The sequence below is a fragment of the Streptomyces sp. M2CJ-2 genome, from assembly GCF_016757295.1.
Lineage (GTDB): Bacteria > Actinomycetota > Actinomycetes > Streptomycetales > Streptomycetaceae > Streptomyces.
In genome coordinates this window covers 32,671-46,849 of record NZ_JAESIF010000039.1, presented here as the reverse complement: position 1 = coordinate 46,849, position 14,179 = coordinate 32,671, and the positions used below count along the sequence as shown (strand labels likewise).

The following is a 14,179-nucleotide window of genomic DNA, read 5'->3' as shown; positions in this document are numbered from 1 at the left end:
GTGGAAGAATGTGCCGAGATGACCTCTGCCGACTACACCCCCTTCGCCCACCTCACCGCCCCCAACGTGGCCCTCTACCGCCAGGTGATGCGGGCCTTCCTCGCCGCCAAGGAGCGGTTCGCCGTGCATCTGCGGCCGGAGGACGTGTACGCCGCCCTGGACGCGGGGAGCCGGCCCGCCGACCCCGAGGCGGTGACGCAGGCGCTGGACAAGCTCGTGGAGTGGGGGAACCTGCGGGCCGATCCGGACCACGCGCGGGTGACGGCGGTCGAGGACTTCTACCGTAGGCGGTTCATCTACCAGCTCACCCGGGCCGGTGAGGCGGTCGAGGCGGCGCTGGGGACGTACGACGAGGGGCTGGGGCGGCGCGGCGAGCTCCAGGCGGTCGCGCTGCACGACATCGTCACGCAGTTGCGGGCGCTGCTGGTGATCGCCGCGGAGGACGAGCCCGACCCGGCCAAGACGTACGTCGCCTTGTCCGTGCTGACGGCGCGGTTCACCGACCTCGCGGACAACGCCCGCGCCTTCATGGGCTCGCTCCAGCGCACCATCGACCTGCACGACATCGAGGTCGAGGCGTTCCTCGTGTACAAGGACCGGCTGATCCAGTACCTGGAGCGGTTCATCCAGGACCTCATCACCCTCGGCGGGCGGATCGCCCTGTTGATCGGGGAGCTGGAGGAGCGGGGGAGCGTGAAGCCGCTGCTCTCGCTCGCCGCCGCCCGCGAGGCCGCCGACGCCGCTCCGGAGGACGCCGAGCGCGCTCAGGCGGTGGCGTACGAGCGGTGGGCCGCCCGGTGGTCCGGGCTCGCCGAGTGGTTCGTGTCGGGGGAGGGACGGGAGTCGCAGGCCCGACTGCTGCGCGGGCGGGCGCTCGGTGCGATCCCGCAGCTCCTGGCCGTCGTACGGCAGCTCAACGAGCGGCGGGCCGGGCGTTCGGACCGCTCGGCCGACTTCCGCACCCTGGCGCGTTGGTTCGCCCAGGCGCCGGACGACGCGGCGCGGCACCGGCTGTGGCGGGTGGCGTTCGGGCTGCACTCCTCGCGGCACCTCACCGTGGACGCCGACACCCTGGCCGAACGGGCGGCCTCCCCGGAGCCGGCCTCCACCCCGTGGGGCGAGGCGCGACCGCTGCGGATCAGCCCCCAGCTGCGCCGCACCGGCAGCTACGAACGGCGCGGCAAGCCGCGCAAGGTGGCCGACCGGGGCGAGGCGAAGCGCCGGCTCGCCGAGATCGCCGCCCGGCAGACGGAGGAGACCAGGCGGGCCCGGGACCGCCTGGTGACGGGCGGGCCGGTGCGGCTGTCCCGGATCGGCGAACTCGAGCCGCCCGCCTTCCAGTTGTTCCTGCGGCTGCTCGGTGACGCGCTCGCCACCTGGCGGCCGGACACGACCACCACCGCGGTCACCAGCGGGGACGGTTCCATGGAGATCCGGCTGACCGCGCTCGACGACGGAGCGAGGGCCGAAGTGCGCACACCGGACGGGGTGTTCAGCGGCCCCGACCACCTGATCGACATCGTCGACCTCACGGCGGGGCACGGCGACCGCGCCGCACCCGGCCCCGTCCCCCTTCCCATACCCGCCCCACGGGAGGACATCTCCCCCCGGCTCACGGAGGACCGATGAGCAGCGGCCCCCTCGCCGAAGTCCTGGACGGCCAGCGCCAGGCCGACCTGCAGAAGGCTGCACGCGCCCTGCTGAAGGAGCCGCTGCTCACCGCCGACGGACCGTACGCCGACGAGTTCCGGCTGGTGCGCCGGCACGCCGCCGAGCTGCGGGAGTGGTTCGAGCGCAACGTCGGCTGGACGCTGCGCACGGACGCCGACGCCGCACGGCTGCGCAAGACACCGGGCACCCTCACCGACGCCACGCACCCGGCGCGCGAGGCCGCCCGCAGCGCCCTGCCCTTCACCCGCCGCCGCTACGTCCTGCTCTGCCTGGCCCTGGCCGCGCTGGAGCGGGGCGAGTCGCAGGTGGCGCTCGGGCGCCTTGCCGAACAGGTCGTGCTGGCCGCCGCCGATCCCGAACTCGTCGCCGCCGGGATCACGTTCACCCTGGAGCGGCGCGACGAGCGCCTCGACCTCGCCGCCGTCGTCCGCCTGCTGCTGCGGCTCGGGGTGCTGCGGCGGGTGGCCGGCGACGAGGACGCCTACGTCAGCGGATCGGGCGACGTGCTGTACGACGTGCGGCGGCGCGTGCTGGCCGGGATGCCGGCGTCCCTGCGGGGCCCCTCCATGGTCGAGACCGAGGGCTTCGAGGAGCGCCTGACGGAGATGACCGCGCGGACCGCGCTCGACAGCGACGAGCTCAGGTTCCGGGCGATCCGCTGGAAGCTGACCCGTATCCTCCTGGACGACCCGGTGCTCTACTACGACGACCTCACCGACGACGAACTGGCCTACCTCACCAGGCAGCGCGGCTTCATCACCGCGCGCATCAACGAACTGACCGGACTCGTCCCGGAGGTCCGGGCCGAGGGCATCGCCATGGTCGACCCCCTGGACGACCTCACGGACGTGCGCATGCCGGAACAGGGCACCCACGGTCACATCACCCTGCTGCTGGCGGGACACCTGGCACGGGCGGGCAGGCCGGTCGAACCGGCGGAGTTGGCGGCCCGCGTACGGGAACTGGCCGTGGAGCACGGCGGGTTCTGGTCCAAGTCGGCGAGGGAGCCGGGAGCGGAGCCCGAACTCGTCGAGCGGGCGCTGACCAAGCTGGTGGCGCTGGGACTCGCCGAGCGCACGGAACGGGGGGTCGTCCCGCGGTCGGCCCTCGCACGGTACGCGGTCGGCGAGCCCGTCGTCCGAGAACCAGAACCCGGACGGACCCGCCGACCCGCCACGACCGCGCAGACCGCAAAGGCAGCGCAGACCGCGCAGGCAGTGCAGAACATGCAGGACGAAAGGTGAACCGCCCCGTGACCGCGCTCCCCGGCCCCGGATTCCCTGGCCCCGCGCTCCCCGCTCCCGCCCCCGGCCGGTGGCGCCCCCTGCGCATCGGACTCGTCGACCTCTTCCACTACGACGTCGAGGAGTTCTGGTTCCGCGACGGCCGGCTGCTGCTGCGCGGCAACAACGGCACCGGCAAGTCGAAGGTGCTCGCCCTCACCCTGCCGTTCCTCCTGGACGGCGACCTCTCCGCCCGCCGCGTCGAGCCCGACGGCGACCCGGGCAAGCGCATGGAGTGGAACCTGCTCCTGGGCGGCGCGCACCCGCATCCCGAACGGCTCGGTTACACCTGGATCGAGTTCGGACGGCTCGACGGGACCACGGGCGAGGCGCACTTCCGCACCCTGCTGTGCGGACTGAAGGCGGTCGCCGGACGCGGCATCGCCCGCCACTGGTTCGCGGTCACCGACCAGCGGATCGGCGCCGGCCTCGCCCTGCTGGACGCGACGGGGACCGCCCTGTCCCGGGACCGGCTCGCCGAGGCCGTCGGCGACCGCGGCATGGTGTACGACACGGCGAAGGCCTACCGCAGGGCGGTCGACGAGGCGCTCTTCGGGCTCGGGGAGCGGCGCTACGGCGCCCTCGTCGACCTCCTGATCCAGCTGCGCCAGCCCCAGCTGTCCAAGCGCCCGAGCGAGGCCGCCCTGTCCCGGGCGCTGACCGAGGCGCTGCCGCCGATGGACCAGGCGGTCGTCGCCGACGCGGCGGAGGCGTTCCGGTCGCTGGACGAGGAGAAGGAGGAACTGCGGGCGGCCCGCGAGGCCGAACAGGCGTCCTCGGCGTTCCTCGACCACTACCGGCGCTACGCCCGCCTCGCCTCCCGGCGCCGCGCCCGCCTGCCCCGCCGCGAACACGCCCGGTACGAGAACCTCCAGCGGGAACTCTCCAAGGCGCAGGCGGACCGGGACCGGGCCGCGGCGGACCGCGAGGAGGCCCGGGCGAGGGGCGCCGCCCTCGACGAGCGGGCCGCGCGGCTGGCCGCCCAGGACGCCACGCTCCGCTCCCGGCCCGAGATGCGCGACGCCCGCGCGCTCGACCGGGCGGCGGACGACGCCTCCCGCACGGCCGGTGAGCTGAAGCGGGCCGAGGCGGACCGGCGTACGGCGGCCGAGGCGCACACCCGGGCCCTGGGCCGGCTCGCCACCGCGGACAACCGGCTCACGGCCGCCCGGGAAGCCCTGGACGACACCCTGAGCCGAGTGGCCGAGAGCGCCGCAGCCGCCCGGCTCGACGTCCCCAGGACGGAGGGAGCCCCCGACGCGGTCCTGCGCCGGGAGGCGGACGGGGCGACGGCGAGCAGGCGGCGCGCCGTCGAGCACGTGGCGGAACTCGCCGTGCGGGCCGAGCGGGCCGGGGAACAGCACCGGGCCGCCCGGCTGCGCGCCGACGAGGCCGACGAGGAGGCCGTGCACGCCGAGGAACGGCTGGCCGAGGCGGAGGAGGGCGTCACCCGGGCAGGGCGGGCACTGGTCACGGCCGTGCGGGAGCACCTCTCCGGGTGCGGGGAGCTGCGGATGCCCGAGCTGCCGGGGGTCCTGGACGCGGTACAGGACTGGGCGACCTCCCTGGACGGCCCGCTGCCGGCCCGTACGGCGGCGACCGACGCGCATCGCGCCGCCGCCTCGCGGCTGGCCGACCGGGCGGCCGGACTGGCCCACCGCGAGGAGGCGGCGGCAGAGCGGCAGCGGCTGGCGGCGGAGGAACTGACCGCCCTCGAAACGGGAGGGCAGCGCGGCCCGGCGGCCCCCCACACGCGCACACCCGGCGTGCGGGACCGGGGCCCCGGCGCTCCGCTGTGGCGGCTCGTCGACTTCCGTCCGCACGTCACCGAGGCCGACCGAGCGGGACTGGAAGCCGCGCTGGAGGCGTCGGGGCTCCTCGACGCCTGGGTGCGGCCGGACGGTTCCGCGGTCGGGGCGGACGGCCACGACGTGCTGCTCGACCCGGTCGGGCTGCTCGGCGGGGCCGGCCTCGACCGCGCGCTGTGCCCGGCGGTCGACCCCGCGGACGCCGGAGCCGCCGCCGTGGGGGAGGAGACGGTCGCGCGCCTGCTCGCCTCGATCGGGCTGGCCGCGGGCGGCGACGGGCCCGGGGAGGCCTCCTGGGAGGCCGGCGGCCAAGACACCTGGGTCTGCGCGGACGGCCGCTTCCGCGTCGGGGCGCTCACCGGAAGCTGGGCCAAGGACAGCGCCCAGTACGTCGGAGAAGGAGCGAGGGAGCAGGCGCGTCGCATCCGGATCGGAGAACTGCGCGCCGAGATCGACGACTTGACGGCGGAGCGGGAACGGCTGACCGAGGAAGCCCGCGCCGTGGCCGAGCGCCGCACCGTACTGGACGCCGAACTCGCCGCACTGCCGGGCGACGACGACCTGCGGCACGCCCACGCACGCGTCACCGCCGCGGCCGAGGCGGTCCGCCGCGCCCGCGCCCGGCGGGACGAACGAGCCGCGGAACTGGCCCCGGCGGCGGAACGGGCCGACCGCGCGGCGGCCGAACTCGCCGACACCGCCACCGCCCTGAACCTCCCCACCGAGCCCGCAGCACTGGGCGCCGTGCGCCAGGCGCTCGCCGACCACACCGCCCTCCTGGCGGCCCTGTGGCCCGCCCTGCGCGAACGCACGGAGGCCGAGCGCGCGATGACCGGCGAGCAGGAGGAGACCCACCGGGCCGAACTCCTCGTCTCCGAACTCGCGAAGCGTACGGCGGAGTCGGCCCGGATCGCCGCGGCGGCGGACGAACGCCTCGCGACACTCCGCTCCACCGTCGGGGCGGCCGTCGCCGAACTCCAGCGGCAGCTGGAGGAGACGGCCGAGGCCGTCCGGATCTGCGCGCACGAACAGGAGCAGACCCGGGCGGAGCACGGTGACGCCGATCGGCGGGCCAGCCGCGCCGAGGGACGTATGGAGCGGCTCGCCGAGGACGTCACCGAGGCGACCGCCGCACGGGAGGAAGCCGTCGCGGCGCTCCAGCGGTTCGCCGCGACGGGACTGCTCGCCGTCGCACTGCCCGACCTCGCCGTACCGGACGACGACGGCAGCACGTGGGCGGCGACCCCCGCCATCGCCCTCGCACGGGCCGTGGAGTCCCGGCTCTCCTCGGTCGACGACACCGACGCGGCCTGGGAGCGGGTGCAGAAACGGCTGAGCGAGGAGTTCGGCAGGCTCCAGGACGCGCTGTCGCGGCACGGTCACACCGCCACCGCCCGCCCGAGCGAGGACGGCATGCGGGTCGACATCGTCTACCAGGGCCGGGAACGGGCCGTGCCCGAACTCGCCGAGGCGCTGGCGGTGGAGGTCGAGGAGCTGACCCGCATCCTGTCCGCACACGAGCGCGAGATCCTCCAGACCCATCTGATCACCGAGGTCGCCGGCACGCTCCAGGAGCTGATCGGGGCGGCCGAACGGCAGGTGGCCGCCATGAACAGGGAGTTGGAGGAGCGCCCGACCTCCACGGGGATGAAGCTGCGGCTGGTGTGGAGGGCATCTCGTCGAGCCCCGCAGGGACTGGCCCAGGCCCGTGAACGGCTGCGCCAGTCCGCCGACGCCTGGTCGACCGAGGACCGGGCCGCGGTCGGCGCGTTCCTCCAGGAGCAGATCGCCCGACGGCAGGCCGACGACAGCGCCGGCAGCTGGCTGGAGGACCTCACCGCCGCCCTCGACTACCGGGCCTGGCACGAGTTCGGGGTCGAACGCCACCAGCACGGCAAGTGGGTGCCGGCCACCGGGCCCGCCTCGGGCGGGGAGCGGGTCCTGGCCGCGTCCGTACCCCTGTTCGCCGCCGCGTCCTCCCACTACGCGAGCGCGGGCGGCGCGTACGCCCCGCGCCTGGTCACCCTGGACGAGGCGTTCGCCGGCGTCGACGACGACTCGCGCGCCAAGTGCCTCGGCCTGCTGCACGCCTTCGATCTCGACGTCGTCATGACCAGCGAGCGCGAATGGGCCTGCTACCCCCAGGTGCCGGGCATCGCCATCGCCCAGCTCTCCCGCGTCGACGACATCGACGCCGTGCTGGTGACGCGGTGGGAGTGGGACGGCAACGAACGGCGGCGCGGTACGGAGCCCGGCGCACGGGCGGACGCGTCGAGGCCGGCTCCTCTCGCGGACGGCCTGGGCAAGGCGGCCGAGGAACCGGTGGGTCCCCCCGGTGAGCCGGGGCGGACCGCCGTTGAAGGTGCCGGAGATGCCGAGGGCGCCGGAAGTCAGGAGTCCCGGTGGACGTGAACCCCGCGACGAGTCCGTCCGCCCGCGACGGTCGTGTTCCCCCGGTCCGCGCGGCGGCCGGGCGGGCGACACCGGTGGACGGCACCGTCGCGGACACGGCGTCGGCCGTGCCGCCGCCGGAGATCGGGCACCGGGCCGGCATCGACATCGAGCGTCTCGGCCGTCTGCTCGGGGACCCCGGCCTCGTCTGGCTCGTGGACCGAGCCCGGCAGCGGATGGCCCGTGGGCGGCAGCTCACCGGCCCCGTCACCCTGTCCGCCCCCGACGCGTCCCAACGCCTGGCCGTCGAGCGCCTGTTGGGGCGAGCGCCACGAGCAGGCGGTTCCCTGAGCGTCCGCCTCGACACCGTGGACGCGGTCCTGCGCCGCTCCGGCGTCAGCCCCGACGGACTGGCGGCCGCCGTGGTGGCCCTCACCGGCCCCGTCCCCCTCCGCGCGGAGACACGGGACAGGGAGGAACGGGCCTGGGCAAAGGCGTACGCCCCGCTCGACACCCTCGGTGCCGGACTGGCGCCCTGGGCCGAACGGATCCGCGGAGACGGTCTCGTACGGCGCCTCGCCCGTACCCCGCAGGACGCGGGCCCTCTGGTGCAGGCTGCCGTGCGCGCGTTGCGTGCGCTGCCCGCGGCACCCCCGATCTCGCGAGCGACGTTCGCGGCACGGAACCTTTCGGGCGCCCACGCCCTGGACGAGGGGAAGCCGCTCGCCACTCTCGTCCTGTCCGGCATCCGTCACTTCACCGGCTTCCCCGACGGCTCCGGTGCGCAGTGGCGGCGGGAGGCGTGGGCTTCGGCGGGGCTGCTCAAGGACGACGTGTCATCGACCGTGCTCACCCTCAACCTGCGCGGTACTCCACCTCTCGACTGGATGGCCGACGCGGGGGAGCCGGCGGTGCTGACGCTCCGCTCCCTCACCCGTCGCGCACCGGTTGTCGCCGTTCCGGTGACGGGAACCGTCCACATCTGCGAGAACCCGGCTGTGCTGTCCGCCGCCGCCGACACCCTCGGCCCGGCGTGCCCGCCCATGGTGTGCCTCCAGGGGCAGCCGTCGGCCGCCGCTCTCACCTTGCTGCGCGACCTGTCCGCACGGGGAGCCGGCCTTCTCTACCACGGCGATTTCGACTGGGGCGGTGTACGCATCGCCGCGGCGTTGGCGGGAAACGTCCCTTGGCGGCCGTGGCGCTACGAGGCCGTCCACTACCGAGCAGCAGTGGCCGCACTGGCCGAAGCCCCGGAGTTGACGGGCCCGCCCGCCGCGACTCCCTGGGACCCTGCCCTGGCCGTCGCTCTCGCCGAGCACGGTGTCCGGGTCGAGGAGGAAGCTGTGCTGGACGACCTGCTCGCGGACCTCGGGCCAGGATCCCGTTGAGGCGCGTCCCCCACGTGTGGCGGGCACGGAATCCGACGAGTACCGCGCCGATGGCGGCCAGAGTTCCCTCGGCATCGGGCGTCTTTCCGATGCCGCACCACGTGGAGTGCGTGGCGATCCTGGCGCCTGCGGGAAAGAGCGGCTGACCTGCGGTTCAGCGGTGGCGTCGGTGGTCTCGGCCTGTTTCACGGTGTCCAGCGGGTCGAGCCGATCGGGCTCGCCTCACCTGGAGATGTGTGCTGGAGTGACTGGTGGGAGCGGCTGCGTGCTGCCCGGCCGTCAGGACTCCTGACGCCCGTACGACGCTCGATTCCCGTCGGCGAGGCCGACGGGAGCAGGGTGTTGTGACGCCCGTGACGGGCGGGGGAGAGGAGAGGAACGCATGCGCACCTTCACCGGCACACGCGTACACACCGTGGCTCACGACAGCCCCCTGCACGGGCGCGTCGCCGTGGTGACCGGGGCGGCCCGCGGCGTCGGCGAAGCCCTCGCCCGGCGCCTGTCCGCGGACGGCATGCGCATCGCCCTGCTGGGCCGCGAGGAGAAGACCCTCGCCCGAGCGGCGGCCGCACTGGCCTCTCCGAGCCTCTGCGTCGAGACGGACGTGACCGACCAGGCCGCGCTCGACGAGGCCGCGCGGCAGGTCGAGGAGCGGCTCGGGCCGGCCGCCGTCGTCGTGGCCAACGCGGGGATCGCCGCGGGCGGCCCCTTCAGCCGTACGGCGGCCGACCTGTGGCGGCGCGTCGTCGACGTCAACCTCGTCGGGTCGGCGAACACGGCCAGGGCCTTCCTGCCGCAGCTCACCCGCGCCCACGGCTACTTCCTGCAGATCGCCTCGACCGCCGCCTTCGGGTCCGCCCCCATGATGAGCGCGTACTGCGCCTCCAAGGCGGGCGCGGAGTCCTTCGCCCAGGCCCTGCGGGGTGAGGTGGAGCCCGACGGGGTCGCCGTCGGCATCGCCTACCTCCACTGGACCGGCACCGACATGGTGGTCGGCATCGACGACCATCCGGTCCTGCGGGCCCTGCGGCGGCATCAGCCGTGGTTCGCACGCCGGGTGCACAGCCCCGACCAGGTGGCCGACTGGCTCGCCACCGGCATCGCACACCGCGCCCGGCACGTCTACGCCCCGCCGTGGCTGCGCTGGTGCCAGCCTCTGCGACCGCTCTTCCCGTCCGTGGTCGCCCGCATCGCCCGCCGTGAACTGCGGGAGCCGTCCACCGGCGACCTCGGGGCCGACGTCGGAGTACTGGGCGAGGGCGGCCGCGCCGACTGGGAGACGTTCCTGTCCACCACCCGTTCCGAAACCGCTCCGGGACGGGAGTAGGAGCTCTGGCGGCGGACGGTTCCGGTCGAATGCCCTGATGAACGGTGTCCTCGTCGCTTCGACCGGACGACCGGGACAGCCGAGCGAGACGGCGAGGGCGCAAGGGACGCCATGGACGCGGGCCGGGCCCCGGAGAAGACCCTCGACGGGCACTTCGTCGTCGTCCGGGGACGGAGACGGCGGGCGACGGATCCCTCCGTTCCGGAGGAGACCGCGGCCCGTCTGCGCCGTCACCTCATGGCGGCCCGGCGCGCGGTGCGGGCCGCGACGGCCGCGGGGGACGCCCGAGCCGAACGCTCCGCACGCGCCCGCGTCCACCGGGCGAAGGTGGCGTCGGGGACGCGGGGTACGCCGTGGTGGGAGCAGTCCGGGAGCGACCGCCGTCAGCGGTGGGAGCAGGGGTCGGCGCGGCTCGACGCGGACGCGCCGCGCTGAGGCGCTGGCAGCGCCTGGGCCGGGTCGGCTGCTCGGTTCGCGGGCTGGGTGCCGGTCGCGGGCTGGACGCCGGTCACGGGTGGTCCGGGCCTCGGCCGCGGAGCCGCCGGGTGGTGGGAGCAGGGGCCGGCTCGGTGAGCGGGTCTTCCGGGCGGAGCTTTCAGGCGGGGTCCGCGACGATGGGTGAGGCGGGGCGCGGGATGGCGCCGACGGGGACGTACTGGGCGGCCTGGGCGTCGAACATCGCGGCGTAGCGCCCTCGGGCGGCCATGAGTTCGTCGTGGCTGCCGTACTCGACCAGACGCCCCTGGTGCAGGACGTAGATGCGGTCGGCGTGGCGGACGCCGGACATGCGGTGCGTGACGAGGACGACGGCGCGGTTCGGTGCGGCGAGCCGGCGGATGCGGTCGAACGCCTCGATCTCGGCCTCCGGATCGAGGGCGGAGGTGGGTTCGTCCACGATGAGGACGCTGTCCGCCGGCGAGGTGGAGCTGCGCCAGTGGGTGCGGGCCAGGCCGATCTTCTGCCATTCGCCGCCGGACAGTTCGACGGCTCCGCGGAACACGCGGGCCAGCAGGCTCTGCAGCCCGTCGGGGAGTTTGGCGACGACCGAGTCGGCCCTCGCGTAGTCGACGGACGCCTGCAGGTCTTTCGAGGAGGCGTCGTGGTCGGGGCGCCCGATGCGGATGTTCATCGCGGCCGTCACCGGCCAGCGTTGGAAGTCCTGGGTGAGCAGTGCGACGCGGTCGAAGACCTGGGAGCGTTCCAGGCCGGCGAGGTCCGAGTCGCCCCACCGCACGATCCCCTCCTGGGGCAGCAGCAGGCCCGAGAGGATCTTCATGAGGGTGCTCTTGCCGGAACCGTTCTCGCCCACCACGGCCGTGACCGAGCCCATCGGCAGGGTGAGCGTCACCCGGTCCAACGCGGGAGCCTCGCGGTCGGGGTAGCGGTAGGTGACCCGGTCGAGGGAGACCTGCTCGACCCGTTTCGGGACCGGATCGCCGGTCCGGGGGAGGGCGTGCCGGGCGGCCTCGGTCAGGAAGCGTCCGTGATCGCGGACGTAGAGGGACTCCTCGTGCAGCGTGTTGATGTTCATCACCAGGGCGCCCAGGCTCGCCGAGCCGGAGCGGACGGCGATCACCGCGGTGCCGGCCACCGCCAGGCTCATGTGTCCGCTCATGATCAGCCAGATCATGGTTCCGTAGGTGGCCGCCATCGCGATCCCGGACAGCGCGGCGGCCACCCACTCGGTGACCGCTTTGCTGGAGGCCAGCCGCTCCTGCTCGGCCTCGGCGCTCCGGGCCATGCGCTTGTACCGGCTCAGCAGAAAAGGACCGACACCGTGGATGCGCACCTCCTGGGCGGCGGTGCGCTCGGTCAGGAGATTGCCGATGAGGCGACTGGCCCGCACGTGCTCGACCCAGCTCATCACCGACACATAGCGCTCCTGGGCCACGCGCATGGCACCCCAGCCGCGCGGCGCGGCGATGAGGATCAGCATGGGCAGCAGCGCCGGGTGCAGGACGGTGAGCACGCCGGCCGTGGCCACCAGGGAGATGGTGCTGTTCAGCGCGGCGACACAGGCGCTGATCATGCGGCGGGCGGAAGCCGGGCCGTACTGGGCGATGTCGATCAGGCGGCGGAAGTCCGGGTCGTCGATGGCCTCCAGCTCGACGGAGACGGCGGCAGCCAGGTACTGGGTGGTGGCGATCCGCTCGACGAGCGGTTCCAGACGGCCCGCCCGGGACGTGGACCACCCGGCGAGAACCGAGTTGACGACGGCGACCGCGGCGACGGCGAGCAGACCGGGCAACAGGGCGTGCAGCCGTTCCACGGCGCTGCCGGAGCCGAGGAGGGCGTGCATGACGGCGTTGACGGCGAGCAGTCCGACGGCAGCGGCGATGCCTTGCCCGACCTCGCTGATCCCGACGGCGATGAGGGCCCGGCGGTCCGCCTTCCACGCCATGCGCAGGGTCGCGCCGACCAGAGTCGGCATCGACCGGAGCGCGGACACCAGGGTCAGGTCCAGTTGGGCGTTCTCGTGTCGGGACCAGCCCATGTCGTAGCGCAGCGGGCCGCCGAACAGTTCGCGTTCTGCTTCGGACACCTCCGGCTCGGCCGGCCGGACCTTCCCGAAGAACCTCTTCACCGTGCGCCTCCCGGGGGTGAATTCGCAGTTCGCCAGAGAGAGTTGCGCGGTGGCCGTCCCTTTGAACAGGGAGCAGTCACCGCCGCCGGTTGCACACCCCCGGGCACGCGCCCGCGCACACCCCCGCCTTGATCACCCCGTGGCGGCAGGGAGAAGCGTGAGCACTCGAGCGGTTCGGTGCTCACGCTTTTCGCTTCCCGGGCCGGAGCGTCGTGGTGTTACGGGTGCAGCACCACCTTGGTGTAGCCCTCGATGCGCTTGTCGAACTTGTCGTAGGCCGACGCCGCCTGGTCCAGGGGCAGTTCGTGGGAGACGACGAAGCTGGGCTTCGCCCTGCCCTCGATGATCATGTCGCGCAGCTGCCGGTTGTAGCGCTTCACGTTGCACTGCCCCGTGCCCATCCGCAGGCCCTTCTCGAAGAGCTTGCCGATCGCGACGAGGAGCATGCCGCGCTTGGCCTGTTCGTCCGGGCCTCCGGGGTCGGACGGGACGTAGAGGCCGGGCACGCCGAGTGCTCCGGTGGCCCGGACCGTACCGACGAGCGAGTTCAGGACGGTCGCCGGTTCCTCGTGGTCCGCGCCGTGCGCCGACGCCTGGTAGCCGACCGCGTCGACGCCCTTGTCCGTGCCGATGCCCTCGGTCTGGTCCTTGATCTGCTCCGCCGGGTCGCCCTCGGCGAAGTTGATCGGAATCGCGCCTATCTCCTCGGCCTTCTGCAGCCGCTCGGGGACCCGGTCCACGGAGAACACCTTCTTCGCGCCGCGCAGCAGGGCCGAGTAGGCGGCCATCAGGCCGACCGGTCCCGCGCCGTACACCGCGACGCTCTCGCCGGGGCGGACCTGGGCGAGTTCACAGCCGTGGTAGCCCGTGGGGAAGATGTCCGCGAGCAGGATGAAGTCGGTCTCGTGCTCCTGTCCCTCCGGCAGCTTCAGGCAGTTGAAGTCGGCGTAGGGAACGCGCAGGTACTCGGCCTGGCCACCCTTCCAGGGACCCATGGCGACGTAGCCGTACGCGCCGCCCGGGAAGCCCGGGTTGACGGTCAGACAGTATCCGGTGAAGCCCTCGACGCAGTTGGTGCAGAAGCCGCAGGCGACGTTGAAGGGCATGACCACGCGGTCGCCCTCCTTGAGCGAGGTGACGCCCTGGCCGGCCTCCTCGATGATTCCCATGTTCTCGTGGCCGAAGACGATGCCGGGCTCGGCAGCGGTGCGGCCCTCGTACATATGCAGATCGGAGCCGCATATCGCGGTGGAGGTGACTCGTACGATCACATCGTTCGGATGCTGGATGCTGGGCTTCTCGACGTCTTCGACCGCGACGCTGAACGGCTCTTTGTACACGACGGCCTTCATGGCTGAGACCTCCACTCGGTGGCATACGTGTGCGACGGCCACGCCCCCGCCCGCTGTCCGCGTGACTCATGTCTCATGATTCTCCGGTCTACTCGATCGGGCAAACCGGTACTCTCCGGATATATGAATCTCCGGCGCCGCGCCGAGAAGGGAGTGGTGGAACATGGCAGCACAGAGGCTGGGGACCCTGCTCGTCCCCGTGCCGGGGTTGTCCGGCACCACGTACCCGCCGGGAACGACCGTGACGGTCCGTGGTCGCGGCGCGACGGTGGACGCCTTCGTCAACGGCGACTGGCTCCCCCTGTCATGGTGGGAGTTCTCCGACGGCCTCCGCGAGGACATCGCCGACCGCTGACAGCCGCGTCGGCTGCCGGC

Annotated in this window: 9 protein-coding genes; 7 read left to right on the top strand and 2 right to left on the bottom strand. The window is 73.7% G+C overall.

Annotation, left to right across the window (positions count from 1 at the left end; translation table 11 throughout):
* Positions 1-18: 18 nt before the first annotated feature.
* The 6 genes from JL475_RS25465 (at position 19) to JL475_RS25440 (ending at position 10,303) form a co-directional block, all read left to right on the top strand.
* Complete coding sequence (locus tag JL475_RS25465; RefSeq protein ID WP_202280261.1) at positions 19-1,629, top strand: TIGR02677 family protein; 1,611 nt, start codon at positions 19-21, stop codon at positions 1,627-1,629.
* Entirely contained in the window at positions 1,626-2,915 is a 1,290-nt protein-coding gene (locus JL475_RS25460; protein ID WP_202280260.1) for a TIGR02678 family protein, read from the top strand. The genes JL475_RS25465 and JL475_RS25460 overlap by 4 nt, the downstream gene beginning before the upstream one ends.
* Before the next feature lie 8 nt (positions 2,916-2,923).
* Positions 2,924-7,174, top strand: coding sequence for a TIGR02680 family protein (locus tag JL475_RS25455; protein ID WP_202280259.1), 4,251 nt, complete (start codon positions 2,924-2,926; stop codon positions 7,172-7,174).
* Positions 7,165-8,541 carry a TIGR02679 family protein gene (locus JL475_RS25450; RefSeq protein WP_307825152.1) on the top strand — a complete coding sequence of 459 codons (1,377 nt, stop codon included), beginning with the start codon at positions 7,165-7,167 and terminating at the stop codon, positions 8,539-8,541. Before JL475_RS25455 ends, JL475_RS25450 begins: the two co-directional genes overlap by 10 nt.
* Before the next feature lie 382 nt (positions 8,542-8,923).
* Entirely contained in the window at positions 8,924-9,868 is a 945-nt protein-coding gene (locus JL475_RS25445) for an SDR family oxidoreductase (protein WP_202280258.1), read from the top strand.
* 111 nt (positions 9,869-9,979) lie between these two features.
* Positions 9,980-10,303, top strand: a complete 324-nt coding sequence (locus JL475_RS25440; protein ID WP_202280257.1) for a hypothetical protein — start codon at positions 9,980-9,982, stop codon at positions 10,301-10,303.
* 160 nt (positions 10,304-10,463) lie between these two features.
* On the opposite strand, the gene JL475_RS25435 is transcribed toward JL475_RS25440, so the two are convergent.
* Together JL475_RS25435 and JL475_RS25430 are read right to left on the bottom strand one after the other, a co-directional pair.
* Positions 10,464-12,452: an ABC transporter ATP-binding protein gene (locus JL475_RS25435; protein WP_202280256.1), complete on the bottom strand. Its 1,989-nt coding sequence runs from the start codon at positions 12,450-12,452 to the stop codon at positions 10,464-10,466.
* Between the two features lie 218 nt (positions 12,453-12,670).
* Positions 12,671-13,804: a glutathione-independent formaldehyde dehydrogenase gene (locus tag JL475_RS25430; protein WP_202280255.1), complete on the bottom strand. Its 1,134-nt coding sequence runs from the start codon at positions 13,802-13,804 to the stop codon at positions 12,671-12,673.
* Positions 13,805-13,967: 163 nt separating this feature from the next.
* On the opposite strand from JL475_RS25430, the gene JL475_RS25425 reads away from it, so the two are divergent.
* Complete coding sequence (locus JL475_RS25425; protein WP_030931808.1) at positions 13,968-14,159, top strand: hypothetical protein; 192 nt, start codon at positions 13,968-13,970, stop codon at positions 14,157-14,159.
* Positions 14,160-14,179 lie beyond the last annotated feature (20 nt).

Coding starts and splice junctions, on each gene's coding strand:
- JL475_RS25440 (WP_202280257.1), top strand. CDS start 9,980: ATGGACGCGGGCCGGGCCCCGGAGAAGACCCTCGACGGGCACTTCGTC.
- JL475_RS25425 (WP_030931808.1), top strand. CDS start 13,968: ATGGCAGCACAGAGGCTGGGGACCCTGCTCGTCCCCGTGCCGGGGTTG.
- JL475_RS25460 (WP_202280260.1), top strand. CDS start 1,626: ATGAGCAGCGGCCCCCTCGCCGAAGTCCTGGACGGCCAGCGCCAGGCC.
- JL475_RS25465 (WP_202280261.1), top strand. CDS start 19: ATGACCTCTGCCGACTACACCCCCTTCGCCCACCTCACCGCCCCCAAC.
- JL475_RS25445 (WP_202280258.1), top strand. CDS start 8,924: ATGCGCACCTTCACCGGCACACGCGTACACACCGTGGCTCACGACAGC.
- JL475_RS25430 (WP_202280255.1), bottom strand. CDS start 13,804: ATGAAGGCCGTCGTGTACAAAGAGCCGTTCAGCGTCGCGGTCGAAGAC.